Origin of the sequence: Streptomyces griseobrunneus (assembly GCF_046713465.1) — a bacterium.
GTDB lineage: Bacteria > Actinomycetota > Actinomycetes > Streptomycetales > Streptomycetaceae > Streptomyces > Streptomyces microflavus.
Genome location: NZ_CP177080.1, coordinates 4269364 through 4284647, shown reverse-complemented (window position 1 = coordinate 4284647; position 15284 = coordinate 4269364). Strand labels below are relative to the sequence as shown.

The following is a 15284-nucleotide window of genomic DNA, read 5'->3' as shown; positions in this document are numbered from 1 at the left end:
ATGGCGAGCAACGAAAAGTCCCGAAGTGCGGCTGAGATCGTGGCAGCAGAGTGGTCCGATATCCTGTCCTACGGCACGGACCTCATCAATCCGGCCGTTCCCCGAGCTGCTTACCAGCACCCGTCGCTGCGCGAGCTCTGGCCCATGGTCAGCCACGGCGTCCTGTACCTGAGCCGGTGCACCCAGTACCCGTGGTCACGTGATGTGGGAACGGCTTTCCCTCAAAGCGCGGGCGGCTACCGAGTGCGCCGTGAGTCCGATAAGACCCTCATCGGTGTGGCCGCCACTGTCGAAGAGGCCTACGAGTTGATCGCAGCCAATCTCCCTGACAACTGCGGACCCGCCGTAGTCGGCACTGCGGACGACCTGTGATCGCAGCGCCGTCCCACAGGGGGGCCGCGCCGGCATGGCGGCTCACGGGGCGGATGGTGCACGAAGACCAGTCGGCGGTGCTGCTGAGGCGCAAGCGGACCTGCTCCGTACGGACAGGAGTCGAATCACCGTGCGGGCGGCCCACTGCGCGGTCATCGGACCCGTCACTCTTCGATCGAACGCTTCAGGTGATCCGCGATCACGAACAGCCAGTCCTTACGGAAAGGAGGGGTACTGCTCCAGTCCCTCGTCCCCTTGCTCGGGACCCCTGCCACGCCAGCCACGGGGATCAGAAAGGGCTCGCCGCGCTCAGCGAGGGCTGAAACATGGGGAACTATGCTCGAATCAGAGCGCTCCTGCAGGAGACGGACACCACAAGACTGAGCCCCCAGTGCATCCCTCCCATGTTCCGTGCACTCGTGGAGCGTGGACGCCCCACGAGTGCACGACCGCTAGGATCCGCCGGGTGGACGATGACATGCTCATTACGGCGCGCGTTCGGGTCCATCTCGTACCGGCGGTGCCGGCGCTGGCCAATCCGCCCTGGCAGCGCGATGTATGGCTCGATCCGTCCACGTTCGAGAACCTGGACCACATCTTCCACACTCTGTTCGACGACTTCTGCGATGCCGACCACCCAGAGCGGCACCTCGGCATTGGCCTGCGTACCGAAGAAGAGGTCGCACTCATGCGGCAGCTCGGCGCCGCGCTCGACACCGCCCAGACAGAGGCCCCGAACGAAACGGACGCGGAATACTTGCGCGCCGACAGTTGGCCGCAGGTCGTGGCCATCGCCGGCCGCCTCGCTCAGGTCATGATCGCCAATGACCTCGGCGAGCTTCTCGCACTGCATGAGGCCCGGGTAACAAGCGAAGCACCACAGTGAGGCGCGTTGCGGCATCGCCTCCTCCACCACGGCAGGGTCATCGCGACCAGCGGCAGCCATCGCCAACAAGGCCGTCTCGTCCGTCCGTGCCGGCATTCCGGATCAGAGGCTGACCACGGTCCTCCGAGGAGAGTGCCCGAGCGACACCGTTCCGCAGCCCCGGGCCGTCCGATCTGCCTCTGATGAGAGCTCCTCCGTTCGGCGCTTCCTCGTCGATGCCGTGCCACTACGTGCCAGTCGTAGGGGTAAACAGCGGTGAACAGCGACCTTCCGCAGACTCCGGCAGCACCGCACGAGAGAGGCATCACCGCAGGTCACGTCACTCTTCTGGCTCGAGCGCCGGGTGATTCCCAAGCTCAGAGCGCGAGTTCGATTCTCGTCACCCGCTCCGCATGAAGCCCCAGGCCGACGGCCGGGGGCTTCTTTGTTGTTACAAGCCCGATCAGGCACCCCGCGCCCGCTCTGCACCCGACGTGCCCGTCGGCTCCTTCCGGCCGCCCGCACCCCACGGGCGTGTATGTCAACTATGATAGTTGCTATATGCTTCAGCATATGGAGACGAAGACGTACACAACCATCGACCTGCGCAAGGGGATGGGCGAGATCCTGGACCGGACCCGGATCGCCGGCGAGGCCGCCGCCATCACCCGCAAGGGAAAGACGGTCGCCTACCTGGTGCCGGCCGAGTGGTTCGAGCAGATGGCCCGCGGGCACCAGTCGCACGAGGACCGACGCGAGGCGGCCTGACCCACCCTCCACACCAAGGAGCACGAACCATGCCCGCCCACGCACTCCACTTCGATGGGTACGAGGGGGAACCCCTGCGGTTGCCGCCCATGCCCGAACACACGCCTCAAGCACTTCGGTTGGCGATTCAGGAACACACTCCGCACCTCCTCCCGGACTTTGAGGCTCACTGGAAGCGCGTCATTGGTGACGCCTTCAACATCACCCCAGTGCCGGCCTTCATGCGCCTGTGGTGGACGCAGTACGCCATCGCTCGGAATCCCGTCCTCGACTCGCACCTTCGCGACCTCGAAGCCCGCGCCGCCAAGTCCGAGGATCCCGAGGAGTCCATCCGGCTTCTGGAGGAGTACAGCCGCCTCCGGCACGAAGCCGCTGAGAGGAAGCCCGGAGAGTGATCGACGAACCACTCCGGCCGCCTTGGCAAATGGACTGGACGAAGCAGGCGCAGCACGACTTCCAGAACATGCCCGCCGAAGGCAGTGACCTGGTCATGAGTGCCCGTGCGGAACTGATCACTGCCGAAGACCCGTACTTCCGGGGAATCGACGCCGATGCCTCGCTCCCGCACTGGATGACCGTCCGACCGCTGGCCTCCACGAGCCCCGGTGGCCCCCACATCGTGGACCTGGCCGGCGGACGCGGCTGGCTCATCTACACTTTCATGCGCCGCCAAGCCGACCCACAGATCGTCGTCACCGACGCCTTCTGGGCCTGACGTCTGCGCCACCGCAGCGTCTGCACCACGGGCGGCTTCCGTTTCCTGTCACCCGCTCCAGCAAAACCTCAGGTTGATGACCTGCCTCGACGTGCCCCATCCGTGCCCTTCAGAGCGGAGAACAGCGGTCACGTACGGCTCCCAGGGGGGCGCAGACAACTACCCCACTCCCGGCAACCGTGCAGGTCAGAGCCGCCCCGTCCACTCAAGCACCCGTGATTCCCAAGCTCAGAGCGCGAGTTCGATTCTCGTCACCCGCTCCATAATGAAGGCCCTGGTCAGAGACCGGGGCCTTTCTTGTGTTCAGCGCCGTCCTGAGGTGTGGAGGCTGTGGGGACGGCTGGAACCACGTGGTTGCGGATGGGCGTGGTGTCCTAGCGTGTGCGGAAGTGAACGGCGACGACTCGCGTATGGGGGAGGCTTCCGGTGGGTAACGAGGTAGCGCTGGCGGACCGGATTGCCGAGCGGCGGGCCGGGGTCGGGGATCCGCGGGCTCTGGTGGGCGAGCTGCGGCGGGCGTTGGTGTTGGTGCCGTTCGACGGTGGCGGGTTGTGGACTGCCGAGTTCGGTGGGGTGCGGTGGGTGTGCGGGTTCACCGATGAGACTGCGTTGGCCCGGTTCGCCGAGCAGCGGGCTGTTGTGGACGGGTCCGGGGCTGCGGAGCGGGCATGGGAGTACGCGGAGTTCCGGGGGGCTCGGCTGCTGGATGAGGTCATTCCGGCGATGGGGGTGCCGGCCGGGGTCGCGGTGAATGTGGCCGATCCGGACGGGTCGATGCTGTTTCCGCCGGTGGTGGGGATCGTTCCGGATGCCGTCGCCGTCGACGCGGACGAAGCGGACAGGGGGCATGACCTGTGAGCGGTACGGGGGCGGAGGACCTCAACGTCGATCCGGTCAGTGTTCAGCAGATCACCACCGGGCTGCGGGAAGCCGTGGCCGAGTTGAAGGAGATCGGCACCGGTACGGGGGCGGTGTTGGGCAAGGGGCTTTCGAAGCTGTCGATGACCGGTATGGAGGCCGGGCATCACGGGCTGTCGGTGGACTTCGAGGACTTCTGCGAGCAGTGGGAGTGGGGTGTTCGGGCGCTGGTCCAGGACGCCAACGCGATCGCGGCGAAGCTAGGGCTCGCGGCGGGGATCGTGTGGGAGGAGGACCAGTACGTCCAGGGCACGTTGAAGATCGTCGTCAACGCGGGCGTGGGAAATCCGCATGCTTCCGAGGACGAGATCGTCAAACAGGACTGGGGCGATGTGTTCACCCCGGACTACCTGAGCCCGGACTACAGCCGCGAGTCGTTCGAGCGGACGGCCGACGAGGCCGGGCAGACCTGGAAGGACACCGGACGTGCACTCGTCACCGAGGGCAACGGCGGGCGTCAGGCGGACCAGCTCAACGAGATGTTCGGCGTGGACCAGGAGGCGTTCGACCGGTCCGTGGACGACACGTTCGGGCCTTCGCCCGGGGAGCGGGCGCGGCAGCAGGAGCAGCGGGGCGGCGGGGGGAACTAGGTCATGGGTTTCAAGGATTTCGTCAGTGACATCACGCCCGATGTCGTCGAGGACGCGGTCGAGGACGGTGTCGAGTGGGCCGGTGACCGGGTCGAGGACGCCGGGAACTGGACCGGTGACCGGCTGGACGATGCCGGCTGGGAGTCCGGGGCGGACTGGGTCAGGGAGAAGTCCCGGTCCGTGGCGAACCGGATGGGCGCCGAGGTCGACGAGATGGACCTCGGGCAGACCGATGACAAGTCCAAGCTGATCTACGGCAGCCCGTCCAAGATCCGGTCCAGCGCCACTCACCTGCGTAAGTTGCAGGGCTCGTTCGACAAGGTCGGCGGCGGGCTCAAGGGCGTGGACTCCTCCGCGCTCAAGGGGCAGGCGGCGGAGGCGTTCCGGGGCTCGGTGTCGATCGAGCCGCCGAAGTGGTTCAAGGCCGCCGACGCCTTCGAGAAGGCGGCCGGCGCGCTCGACTCCTTCGCCGGGACCGTGGAGTGGGCCCAGGGGCAGGCGCAGACCGCCATCGACAAGTGGAAGGCCGGGACGAAGGCGTCGGAGGAGGCCAGGGACGCGTACAACGAGAAGACGACCACGTACAACAAGGCCGTCGACGTCTACAACGCCAAACCCTCCGACGACCGCGATCCCTCCGCACTTCCGCCCAAGCCGGGTGCATTCAGCGATCCGGGCACGGGGCGGATGGAGGAGGCGCAGGAACTGCTCGGCGAGGCGCGTAAGCAGCGCAACACGGCGGCCGAGACCGCGCGCAAGGCAGTGGCGGCGGCGCGGGACTCCGCGCCGGCGAAGCCGCGGTACTCGGAGCAGGCCATGGACGGGCTCGCCGAGTACCAGGTCATCAAGACGCATATCGCCGGTGGAGTCTTCAAGGGCGCGGCGGGCATCCTGAACTTCGCGCGCAGCGTCAACCCCACGGACCCGTACAACATCACCCACCCCGCCGAGTACGCGCTCGCGCTCAACAACACCGCCGCCGGGCTCGTCCGGGTCGCCAACGACCCCTGGGGCACCGGCAAGCAGATGATCGACGGGTTCATGAAGGACCCCGCCGAAGGGTTCGGCCGGCTCCTGCCCGACCTGGCCCTCACCGTCGCCACCGGCGGCGCCGGGGCCGGCGTCAAGGGCGCTCGGGTGGTGAAGGAGGCCGCCGACCTCGCCTCCGACGCCCGCAAGCTGGAGAACCGCTCACCCGAAGGCACCCACAACCGGCCCGACAGCGAACGCACCAGCGAGGGCACCGACCCGGTCGACCTCGCCTCCGGCCGCATGTTCCTGCCCCAGACCGACGTCGTCCTGCCCGGCGTACTGCCCCTCGCCTTCACCCGCCGGGCCGAATCGGGCTACACCGCGGGCCGGTTCTTCGGACCCTCCTGGTCCTCCACCGTCGACGAACGCCTGGAGATCGACGCCAACGGCGTTATCCACGTCACCGACGACGGGCTGCTGATCACCTATCCGCACCCCGTCCCAGGGCTGCCCACCCGCCCCGAAAGTGGCACCTCCCGCTCCACCCTGAACCGCGACGAGGAGGGCGGCTACACCGTCACCGACCCGGACAGCGGTCACACACACCACTTCACCGCCCCGTCCGGAACTGAGCCTGGCGAGAACGGGACCGCCTGGCTCGTCCAGATCAGCGACCGCAGCAACAACACCATCAGCATCGACCGAACCGACGACGGCACACCCCAGGCACTCGTCCACTCCGGTGGCTACCACCTGCAATTGATTACGGCCGAGGGGCTCGTCACCGGTCTGGCTCTGCTCAGCACCACGGACATCTGGGAGGAAGTCACCGCCTGCGCTGGTGCGGCTCGTCAACTGCGCACCTACGGCTACACGGACGGCAACCTCACCACTGTCACAAAGCAGTCAGGTGCCGCACTCATCTTCACCTACGACGACCGGCGGAGGGTGACAGCTTGGGAGGACTCCAACAGGAGCCGCTACAACTACGTTTACGACGAGTCGGATCGTGTCATCGCACAAGGTGGCGATGCGGGCCACTTCCAACTCACCTTGGCATACAGCGAACCCCATCCCTCCACGGGTCATCGCAGCACCGTCCTGACAACAGCCGACGGCCGCTGCACACGCCATCTCATCGACAGCAGGTGCCGATTCCTCGCCACCACCGACCCGTTGGGGAACACCAGTCAGGACACCTTCGACACAGCCGGGAACCGGCTGACGCACACCGACGCGCTGGGTCACCTCACCACGTTCGTGTACGACGAGGAGGGCAGAACCGTCGGCGTTCAGCAGGCGGACGGCACACGACTGCGCGTGACACGCAATCAGTTGGGGCTGGTGACCCAATTCGTCGAAGCGGACGGTTCCCGCCGCCTGCAGGAGTTCGATGACTTCGGCAACCTCACCGCGGTCACCGAACCGGGCGGCGGCACCACCCGCTACACCCATGACTCAGCGGGCCGCATCACGTCGGTCACCGATGCGCTAGGACACGTGACCGGCTTCCGCTGCAACCGCGCAGGGCTACCGGTGGAGGTCACCGACCCTCTCGGGGGCGTCAGCCGATACGACCGGGACACGCTGGGCCGTCCCACGCGTGTCACCGATCCGCTGGGCGCCGTCACCCTGTTGCGGTGGACTGTGGACGGTGAACTCCTCGAGCGCACGAACCCCGACGGTGCCACGGAGTCGTGGACTTACGACGGGGAGGGCAATCGGCTGACCCACACAGATGCCGGCGGAACGAGCCATTTCGAATACACCCACTTCGACCTGCTGTCGGCCCGTACCGACCCCGACGGGTCCCGGTTCGAGTTCGCCCACGACGCGGCCCTGCGACTCGTCCAGGTCACCAACTCGCAGGGCCTCACCTGGTCATACTCCTACGACCAGGCAGGCCGGTTGGTTGACGAGACCGACTTCGACGGTCGCACCGTGAGCTATGTCCTCGACGCGGCCGGGAGGATGCTCGCCTCGGTCACTCCGCTGGGCGAGACCATTTCCTACGTTCGCGATGCCCTCGGACGCGTCATCCGTAAGGACGTAGCGGGGCGGGTGACAACGCTCGCGTACGACGCTGGGGGACGGCTGGTGCAGGCGAACAACCCGGACACGGAGCTGATCTACCAGTACGACCGAGCTGGGCGCGTGAAGACGGAACTAGCCGACGGCCGGGCCACCACATACGCGTACGACGCTTTGGGCCGGCGGACCCGTCGAGTCACTCCCACAGGCCAGCGCACCACATACCGGTACGACGCGGCGGGACGGCTCACCGAGACGACCGCCGGTGAACGACGTATCACCTTTACTCACGACGCCGCCGGCCGGGAATCGGGACGTGTCGTCGATGACGCCTGCACCCTCGCCTTCGTCCGGGATGTGGCGGGCCGTCTCAGCGGCCAGCAACTTATCGGGCGCGATCGCACCGTCCTGAGCACGCGCGCTTACACCTACCGCGCCGACGGATACCTCATCGGCCTGGACGACTCACTGAACGGCCCCCGCCGCTTCGATCTGGACAGAGCCGGTCGCGTCACCAAGGTCACCGCCACCAACTGGAACGAGTCTTACGACTACGACGACGCCGGCAACCAGACCGCCGCCGATTGGCCTTCCTCCCACCCGGGCAGTGACTCCACCGGCCCTCGTTCCTACACCGGTTCCACCATCAACCGTGCTGGGAACACGCGGTACGAGCACGACGCCGGCGGACGCACCACCCTCCGCCAGAAGGTCAGGCTCTCCCGCAAGCCGGATACCTGGCGGTACGAGTGGGATCCTGAGGACCGCCTCACTGCTGTCACCACTCCGGACGGGACCCGGTGGCGGTATCGCTACGACCCGCTGGGCCGCCGGGTGGCCAAGGAGCGCCTCGGCGGAGATCATCTGACCGTGGTGGAGGAGATCCGCTTCACCTGGGACGGGCACACCCTTTGCGAGCAGACCTCCGTCTCCACCGCACTACCGAACCCCGTCGTCCTCACCTGGGATCATCAAGCACTTCGCCCTCTGGCCCAGACCGAACGAATCCTCTCTGACGACGCATCCCAACGCACCGTTGACGAGAGGTTCTTCGCCGTGGTGACCGACCTGGTCGGAGCACCCACCGAACTCGTCGACGAGTCCGGTTCCCTGGCCTGGCACACCCGCACCACCCTCTGGGGCAGCACTACCTGGGCAAGGCACAGCACGGCGTACACACCGCTCCGCTTTCCCGGCCAGTACTACGACCCCGAAACCGGGCTCCACCACAACCACCATCGCCACTACGACCCGGAGACCGCTCGCTACCTGACTCCGGATCCACTGGGCCTGGCCCCGGCGCCCAATGCCGCAGCCTACGTGCACAACCCACACACCTGGTCCGACCCACTGGGTTTGGCCCCACGTTGTCTGAACGAAACGGGCCGAGAGGGTAAGGAGGCCAACGAGAACTTCGTGCCGGGCTCGGCCGAGGGGCAGCGACTCGCCGATCAGCTGCGCAGAGAGTCGGCGGGCTCGATCTTCAACGAGAACGGGTGGCTCACGCCCGAGGCCATAGCTGACTCGCGACGGGTGATTGACGGTGAAAAGATCGGCAACCCCGCTGTGCGTGAAGCCATGACATCTGATGGAAGCAGTCTCAGCGACTGGGGGAAGTACACCACCAGAACACACCAGTCCCCCTATGGCGACTTCCAGGTGCACTATTATTACAACCCCGAAACAGGCCGACTTTTGAACTACGATTACAAGGTAATCATGAACAGAAGGTAATTTAGCATGCGCGTCCGCATGGCCACCGAATTCACCGTGGAACCTGCCGCCCTGCAAGGCGTCAGCGCCCTGACGGAAGGCCGCGAATACCCAGTACTCGAAGTCTCCGCCCCCTTCAAGAGGGCCACTACGTTCCGAGTCGAATTCATCGAAGCTGGCCTCAGACAGTCCGGCCTCTTCGACAGCCGAATTTTCACTGTCACCTCGAACTCCCTGCCACCGAACTGGAAATATTTTCAGCTCGAGTCTGGCTCCTTTTCATTGTGCCCGGAACCGTGGAACGCTTCAGGCTTTTGGGAGGCGTATTATGAGGGCGACCCGCATGCTCTCGAGGTGTACGAGGAGGAGCGGGCGGTGACCCTTCTACATTCCTAGCGTTACGGCCAACCGGGAACCACACCCCGGCTCAGCGCAATCGCTTGTTCCTCAAAAGTCGATCGAAAAAACTTGGCTTCATCACAGGGGTCAGAAACGAACTCGACGAGGGGTAGGCATGCGAAGCAATCCTCGGATGCGGGAGATCCTGCGGACGACAGACACCACCGACCTGAGCGATCGGGACATTCCCCCCATGCTCCTTGAGGTCGTGGAGCGCGGGTGGTCCCTCACGGCCGCCGGTGGGCGCGTGCTGACCGACCTCTGTCCGGAGGCGCCTGGCACCTACGTCGACCGACTCACGGAGGAGACGACGATCAACGGGAGGGGGATGACCGACTACGACCTCCCGGCCGCACCGGACGAACGTACGCCCCTTCTCGTCCGGAGGTGCCTGGCGTATGTGTGCGCCTGCCTTCGGAAAGCACAGGAGGAGTTCGGTGACACTCAGGTGAAGGCGTATGTCTCCCTCTCCTTCGCCGATACCGAGGAGGCCCTCCTCACCTCCAACGTCACCTTCTGCACCCCGCTTCCCGACGTTCGCCCCTACATCCCGGACCTGGAGGCTGTTACGGACGCGGCCGTCGCGGAGATCTCGCTGGAGGACTGCTCGGCTTGGCCATGAGGGCCCCTTGGCCCCCCTCTGCTCGTGCCCCATCCGTGCCCAGGGAGCGGACAACAGCGGTCGTGTACGGCGCCGGGAGGCCGTGCCAGCCTCGCACGTCTCGACCAAACATGCAGGTCAGAGCCGATGCGACCGTTCAAGAGCCGCTGATTCCCAAGCTCAGAGCGCGAGTCCGATTCTCGTCACCCGCTCTTGATGAAGGTCCTGGTCAGTGACCGGGGCCTTTCTCGTGTTCGGCGTCGGTTCGAGGTGTGGAGTCTGTGGGGACGGCTGGAACCACGTGCTTGCGGGTGGACGTGGTGTCCCCACGCTGGCTGAACGACAGCCGCGAAGGTAAGGACGTCAACGAGAACTTCGTACCGGGCCGACCACCCCGAAACAGGTCGGCATTTGAACTACGATTACAAGGTAATCGTGAACAGAAGGTAATTCAGCATGCGCGTCCGCATGAAAACTGGAATCGTCTCGGACCCCACCGCCTACAACGGATCACCGCCCTCACGGATGGGCATGAGTACGTGGTGCTCGAAATCTCCGCACGCGCCAAACCTCAAGTCTGCGATCGTGGAAGTCAGTCACTCCCGTATCTATGTCCCCGCCTGGGCCAAGCGTGTTGCAGAACGCTGAGGTGCAGGGCATTTCTCTTGTGTGGATGGGGTGTTGCGGGCTGAGGCGTTACCTCACAGTCGAGAAGGCCGAAGGCCTGATCACGGCCGACGTACAGCTCACCGGCGTGCTGACCGCCCGGCCTCCGGCCGGAAGCAGGAGGAGTTCGGTGATGCCCAGACGCGGCTGTCGTGGAGGTCTCTGTGGAGGACTGCTTCCCGGGCTCCGGGCGCTGGTTCGGATGCTCGTCAGCCAGTTGTGCCGGAGGTGAGGCCGCAGGTGTCTGAGTGCGATCCTCCGTCCTGGCCCGTCAGCTTCACCACCAGTCGGCCGCCGGGGTCCTGGCTGTAGGCGATGGTGCAGGTCAACTGGCTTAGCGCAGTGGTGTTCAGGTCCTTCAGGGCGAAGGGCAGGTGGGTCGTGACCGTGGAGCCGGAGGTGGGTTCGATCTTGATGGTCGCGCCGGGGCGGGTGGGGGGAAGGGCCGTGGTCAGGCCGGCGGCTCGGTCTTGCGTCCGGGGGCCGGCGAGCAGTTCCGCGACGGCCTTTTCCGTCGATGGCGGGCCGGAGGTGCCGGCTGAGCCCGGCTCGGTGTATTCGTCGCCGAAGCGGGGCGACGGCCCGACCGTTCGGATCACGGGGTTCAGGCCCCCGTCGGGGGTGCGGAAGAAGAGGATCACGTCGTCGTTGCGGTTGTAGAAGGCCTCGACGGTCGCGGGGCCGCCCGCCTCGATGACGTCGGACTCCTGGATGCCGCAGCCGCCCAGCAGGGGTACGGCGGCAGCGACGGCGAGGGCCGCCGCGCGTCGGTGGGGACGCGTGTGTCTCATGCGGTGGCCTCCTCGGTGTGGAGCGGGATCTCCACGGTGAAGACCGCACCGCCCTCGGGGAGGTTCCCGGCGCGGATCGTTCCGCCGTGCAGACGTACGTTCTCCTGAGTGATCGCCAGCCCCAGGCCGCTGCCCGCCGAGCGGGTACGGGCCGCGTCGGCCTTGTAGAAGCGGTCGAAGATGTACGGGATCGATTCGGGGTGGATACCGGGGCCCCGGTCCGCGACTTCGGTGATCACCACGGGCGTTCCCGCGGGGCGTTCCCCGGTGCGCAGGCGTACCGTGACCGGCCCGCCGCCGTGGCGCAGCGCGTTGCCGACCAGGTTGGCGATCACGACGTCGAAGCGGCGCGGGTCGAGCCGGGCCCGGATGCCGGTGGGGAGTTCGGCCTGCACCCGGTCGTCCTCGGTCCAGTGCCGGTTCTGGAGGGTCTTGCGGATGGTCTCGGCCACATCGACCTCGTCGGCGTTCAGCTCGGCCGCACGGGCGTCGAAGCGGGATATCTCCATCAGGTCCTCGACGAGTACGGCGAGCTTTCCGGTCTCCGCGCTGACCAGCCGGACCGCACGGGCGGTGTCGGAGTCCAGGTGGTCCGCGTCCTCGTCGAGGACCTCGGTGACGGCGAGCATTCCGGCGAGGGGGGTGCGCAGTTCGTGCGAGACGTCGGAGGCGAAGCGGCGGGCACGCGCCTCCGCCTCGCGCAGTTCGTGTACCGAGTCCTCCAGTTGGGCCGCCGACTCGTTGAAGGTGTCTGCCAGGTCCGCCAGTTCGTCGTTGCCGCGTACCGCGATCCGGGTGTCGAGCCGGCCGCTGCCCATGCTCCTGGCCGCACGGCGCAGTTCCCGTACCGGGCGCAGCACACTGCGGGCGGCGATCAGGCCGGGTACCAGCGCCACGGCAAGACCGGGCAGGGCGCCGTCCCGGGCTGCCGTGAGGAGAGCGTCCACGTTGATCTGCTCGTCGGTCATCCGCATGACGGCGTACAGGACGAGCCCGCTGGGGAGCGTGTCGTACGGGCCGGTCCTGAAGACCGTGGGCATGGCGATCGTCAGGTAGGGGACGCCGTCCTTGACGACCCGCTCGAAGCTGCCGTACGGGTTGGCCAGCGCGGCCCGGCGCAGTCCGGGGGTGATGACGGTGGAGACGGGGTTCTCGCCGGAGGAGGCGCGGACCGAACCGTACTCGGCGAACACCACCCAGGGGCGCGGCTTGCCCTTGCGGGCGAGGTCGCGCAGGACCTCCTCCAGCCCCTCCTCCTGGACGGGCAGGCCGAAGCCCGTCTGCTGGACCTGTTCGCGGAACGTCGAGACCGCCGTGTCCTGGGCGGTCTTCAGCAGCGCGTTGCGGGCCTCGCGGTAGGTCAGCGCCGACGTCGTGCCCGCGCTGACGGCGGCGACCAGGAGGAAGGCGGCCAGCAGGCGCGTGTGCAGGCCGAACGCACGGACGCGGGAACGCTCGTCACGGCCCGTACTTCTTCCTTCGCCCGGTTCCGTGTTCCTGCCGCGGCGCGGGAGGGGGATCACAGCGGGCCGAAGCGGTAGCCGAAGCCCCGCAGGGTCTGGACGTAACGCGGGCTGCGGGCGTCGGGCTCGATCTTGGAGCGCAGGCGGGCGACGCAGGCGTCGACCAGCCGGGCATCGGCGTGGAACGTGTGCTCCCAGACGTTCTCCAGGAGCTGCTGCCTGCTGAACACCTGCTCGGGTGCGGCGGACAGGTGCAGCAGCAGCCTCAGCTCCGAGGGGGCGAGCGACAGCGGCCGGCCCGCCTTGGTGACCGTCAGCCCGACCCGGTCGATGGTGAGTTCTCCGTACACCTCGATGGCCGGGCGGCCCGGTCCGCTGTCGTCCATGCGGCGCAGCACGGCACGGATCCGGGCCTCGATCACCTCGGGGCGGGCGGGCTTGACGATGTAGTCGTCGGCACCCGCCTCCAGGCCGATGACCACGTCGAAGTCGTCGCCGCGCGCGGTGAGCATGATGATGGGCAGCTGGCTGTGCTCGCGGACCTGCCGGCAGACCTGTACGCCGTTCATTCCGGGCAGCATCAGGTCGAGCAGCAGCAGATCGGGGCGGAATTCGGCCAGCGCGGCGAGGCCGGCCTCGCCGGTCCCGGCCGCCCGTACGTCGTGGCCGCGCCGGCGCAGGCCGAGTTCGACCCCCTCGCGTACGGCGGGGTCGTCCTCGATGAGGAGCACGCGGGGCATCGGCGGTTCTCCCTGGGGGGTCGTTCCGGTGGTGGCGGTGATTGCGGTTGTCGTGCGCGTGGTTGCGGTGGTCGTGCGCGTGGTCAGGGGTGGGGGGCTCGTCGACGTACACGCAGGAGAAGCGCGTTCAGTTCGGCCAGGCGCAGTGGACGGGCCAGCAGGGCGAAGGTGAGGACGACGGTCGCCGCACCGGCACCCGCTGCGGCCAGGGCTCCCGCCGGTTCCGCGCCCCGGGCCGCCAGGTGGCCCAGCGCGGTGGCGGGGACGGCGGCGAGCAGCAGTCGTACGTGGGCGGCCGCGGCGGACGACCGCAGGGGGCGTACGACGCCGAGCCGGCGGCTCAGCACCCGGCCGGTCACCGCCCAGCCCGCGCACAGCGCCAGTGAGTACGCCGCCGCCATGCCCGTGACGGCCCAGCGGGCCGGCAGCAGGTGCGCGGCGGCCAGGGACAGTCCCGCGTTGAGGGCGACGATCACCAGGTTGAGGAAGAACGGCGTACGGGTGTCGGAGAGCGCGTAGAACGCGCGGGACAGCACGTACTGGCCCGACAGGGCGACGAGCCCCGGTGCGAAGGCCATCAGGATTCCGGCCATCGCGGCCGTGTCGGCGGCGCTGGTCCTCCCGTACCCGAAGACGAGCGCCATCACCGGCTGGGCGAGGGCGAACAGCGCGCAGGCCGCGGGCACGACGGCGGCGGCACTGACCCGCAGGGCCCGGGAGACGTCGTGCCGCACGGCGGCGGTGTCGCCTTCGGCGGCGGCCGCACTCATCCCGGGCATCAGGGCGGTCACCACGGAGACCGTGATGATGCCGTGCGGTACGACCCAGAGGACGTAGGCGTTGTTGTACGCGCCGAATCCGGGGCCGCCGTCGAGGCCCGCGGTCGTGGCGAGGCGGGTGGTGACCCAGTACGCGGCCTGGTTGGCCAGGACCAGCAGCACCAGCCAGCCGGCCGCGCGGAGAGGGCGCGTCAGTCCGCCGCCGCGCCAGTCGAAGCGGGGCCGCCAGCGGAAGCGGGCCGCGCGCAGGCCGGGGACGAGCGCGAGGGCCTGGACGGCGATCCCTGCGGTCGTGCCCCAGCCGAGCAGGGCGGTCCCGGCCGGGGTGAGCGTGTCCCCGGGCCCCGTACCCAGGGCGAGGGCCAGGTACAGGCCGAAGACGGACATGACCACGATGTTGTTCAGGACCGGCGCCCACATCATCGCGCCGAACCGGCCCCGGGCGTTGAGTACCTGTCCGAGGAGTGTGAACAGGCCGAGGAAGAAGATCTGGGGCAGGCAGTAGCGGGCCAGCGCGGTCGTCATGGCCGCCTGCCGGCCGCTGTAGTCCGTGTACGCGTCGACGATCGCGGGAGCCGCCCACACGGCGGCCGCGGTGATGGCCAGCAGGGCGATGACGCAGACGGTGACGAGCCGGTCGGTGTAGGCCGCTCCCCCGTCGGCGTGCTCCTTCGCGGCCCTGACCAGTTCGGGAACGAAGACGGCGTTCAGCGCGCCGCCGAGGAGCAGCATGTAGACGATGGTGGGCAGGGCGTTCCCGACCGCGTAGCCGTCGGCGGTCGGTCCGATGGTGCCGAGCGCCGCCGCGACCACGGCGGAGCGGGCGAAACCGGTGGCACGGGCGACGACGGATCCGGCGGCCATGACGGCGCTGCCGCGTGGGACGGAGGCCGCTCCCGGT

General features: G+C 67.8%; 14 protein-coding genes. 10 read left to right on the top strand and 4 right to left on the bottom strand.

Annotated features, from left to right (window positions below; translation table 11 throughout):
* From ACK8N7_RS19550 to ACK8N7_RS19505, 10 genes are all read left to right on the top strand, one after another.
* Complete coding sequence (locus ACK8N7_RS19550; protein WP_500443442.1) at positions 1-372, top strand: DUF6193 family natural product biosynthesis protein; 372 nt, start codon at positions 1-3, stop codon at positions 370-372.
* 466 nt (positions 373-838) lie between these two features.
* Positions 839-1258, top strand: coding sequence for an SCO4402 family protein (locus ACK8N7_RS19545; RefSeq protein ID WP_500443440.1), 420 nt, complete (start codon positions 839-841; stop codon positions 1256-1258).
* Positions 1259-1810: 552 nt separating this feature from the next.
* Entirely contained in the window at positions 1811-2005 is a 195-nt protein-coding gene (locus ACK8N7_RS19540) for a type II toxin-antitoxin system Phd/YefM family antitoxin (RefSeq protein WP_383848191.1), read from the top strand.
* 29 nt (positions 2006-2034) lie between these two features.
* Complete coding sequence (locus ACK8N7_RS19535; protein ID WP_030595201.1) at positions 2035-2400, top strand: hypothetical protein; 366 nt, start codon at positions 2035-2037, stop codon at positions 2398-2400.
* A 29-nt stretch (positions 2401-2429) separates the two neighbouring features.
* On the top strand, positions 2430-2720 hold the full coding sequence (locus ACK8N7_RS19530; protein WP_403219480.1) for a hypothetical protein: 291 nt from the start codon (positions 2430-2432) through the stop codon (positions 2718-2720).
* A 426-nt stretch (positions 2721-3146) separates the two neighbouring features.
* Positions 3147-3578 carry a hypothetical protein gene (locus ACK8N7_RS19525; RefSeq protein WP_403219477.1) on the top strand — a complete coding sequence of 144 codons (432 nt, stop codon included), beginning with the start codon at positions 3147-3149 and terminating at the stop codon, positions 3576-3578.
* Complete coding sequence (locus ACK8N7_RS19520; protein WP_403219474.1) at positions 3575-4228, top strand: hypothetical protein; 654 nt, start codon at positions 3575-3577, stop codon at positions 4226-4228. The genes ACK8N7_RS19525 and ACK8N7_RS19520 overlap by 4 nt, the downstream gene beginning before the upstream one ends.
* Positions 4229-4231: 3 nt before the next feature.
* The gene (locus ACK8N7_RS19515) at positions 4232-8965 is read left to right on the top strand and encodes a putative T7SS-secreted protein (protein ID WP_500443438.1); all 4734 of its coding nucleotides are present in this window, start codon (positions 4232-4234) and stop codon (positions 8963-8965) included.
* 18 nt (positions 8966-8983) lie between these two features.
* The gene (locus tag ACK8N7_RS19510; protein WP_398604991.1) at positions 8984-9340 is read left to right on the top strand and encodes a hypothetical protein; all 357 of its coding nucleotides are present in this window, start codon (positions 8984-8986) and stop codon (positions 9338-9340) included.
* 136 nt (positions 9341-9476) lie between these two features.
* The gene (locus tag ACK8N7_RS19505; RefSeq protein WP_500443436.1) at positions 9477-9965 is read left to right on the top strand and encodes a hypothetical protein; all 489 of its coding nucleotides are present in this window, start codon (positions 9477-9479) and stop codon (positions 9963-9965) included.
* An 854-nt stretch (positions 9966-10819) separates the two neighbouring features.
* Here the strand turns inward: ACK8N7_RS19505 and ACK8N7_RS19500 are convergent.
* The 4 genes from ACK8N7_RS19500 to murJ all read right to left on the bottom strand — a co-directional run bounded on the left by ACK8N7_RS19500 (position 10820) and on the right by murJ (position 15247).
* Complete coding sequence (locus ACK8N7_RS19500; RefSeq protein ID WP_500443435.1) at positions 10820-11401, bottom strand: hypothetical protein; 582 nt, start codon at positions 11399-11401, stop codon at positions 10820-10822.
* On the bottom strand, positions 11398-12924 hold the full coding sequence (locus ACK8N7_RS19495; protein ID WP_403217488.1) for an ATP-binding protein: 1527 nt from the start codon (positions 12922-12924) through the stop codon (positions 11398-11400). The genes ACK8N7_RS19500 and ACK8N7_RS19495 overlap by 4 nt, the downstream gene beginning before the upstream one ends.
* Positions 12921-13604 carry a response regulator gene (locus ACK8N7_RS19490; protein ID WP_015609594.1) on the bottom strand — a complete coding sequence of 228 codons (684 nt, stop codon included), beginning with the start codon at positions 13602-13604 and terminating at the stop codon, positions 12921-12923. The genes ACK8N7_RS19495 and ACK8N7_RS19490 overlap by 4 nt, the downstream gene beginning before the upstream one ends.
* Positions 13605-13687: 83 nt before the next feature.
* Positions 13688-15247 (bottom strand): murein biosynthesis integral membrane protein MurJ, encoded by a 1560-nt coding sequence (gene murJ, locus ACK8N7_RS19485; protein ID WP_403217576.1) that lies wholly within the window; start codon positions 15245-15247, stop codon positions 13688-13690.
* Between the last annotated feature and the right edge of the window lie 37 nt (positions 15248-15284).

What these genes read in the sequence shown, in the direction of transcription:
- ACK8N7_RS19550 (WP_500443442.1), top strand. Translation starts at nt 1, where the DNA reads ATGGCGAGCAACGAAAAGTCCCGAAGTGCGGCTGAGATCGTGGCAGCA.
- ACK8N7_RS19540 (WP_383848191.1), top strand. Translation starts at nt 1,811, where the DNA reads ATGGAGACGAAGACGTACACAACCATCGACCTGCGCAAGGGGATGGGC.
- ACK8N7_RS19535 (WP_030595201.1), top strand. Translation starts at nt 2,035, where the DNA reads ATGCCCGCCCACGCACTCCACTTCGATGGGTACGAGGGGGAACCCCTG.
- ACK8N7_RS19530 (WP_403219480.1), top strand. Translation starts at nt 2,430, where the DNA reads ATGGACTGGACGAAGCAGGCGCAGCACGACTTCCAGAACATGCCCGCC.
- ACK8N7_RS19515 (WP_500443438.1), top strand. Translation starts at nt 4,232, where the DNA reads ATGGGTTTCAAGGATTTCGTCAGTGACATCACGCCCGATGTCGTCGAG.
- ACK8N7_RS19510 (WP_398604991.1), top strand. Translation starts at nt 8,984, where the DNA reads ATGGCCACCGAATTCACCGTGGAACCTGCCGCCCTGCAAGGCGTCAGC.
- ACK8N7_RS19505 (WP_500443436.1), top strand. Translation starts at nt 9,477, where the DNA reads ATGCGGGAGATCCTGCGGACGACAGACACCACCGACCTGAGCGATCGG.
- ACK8N7_RS19500 (WP_500443435.1), bottom strand. Translation starts at nt 11,401, where the DNA reads ATGAGACACACGCGTCCCCACCGACGCGCGGCGGCCCTCGCCGTCGCT.
- ACK8N7_RS19490 (WP_015609594.1), bottom strand. Translation starts at nt 13,604, where the DNA reads ATGCCCCGCGTGCTCCTCATCGAGGACGACCCCGCCGTACGCGAGGGG.
- murJ (WP_403217576.1), bottom strand. Translation starts at nt 15,247, where the DNA reads ATGGCCGCCGGATCCGTCGTCGCCCGTGCCACCGGTTTCGCCCGCTCC.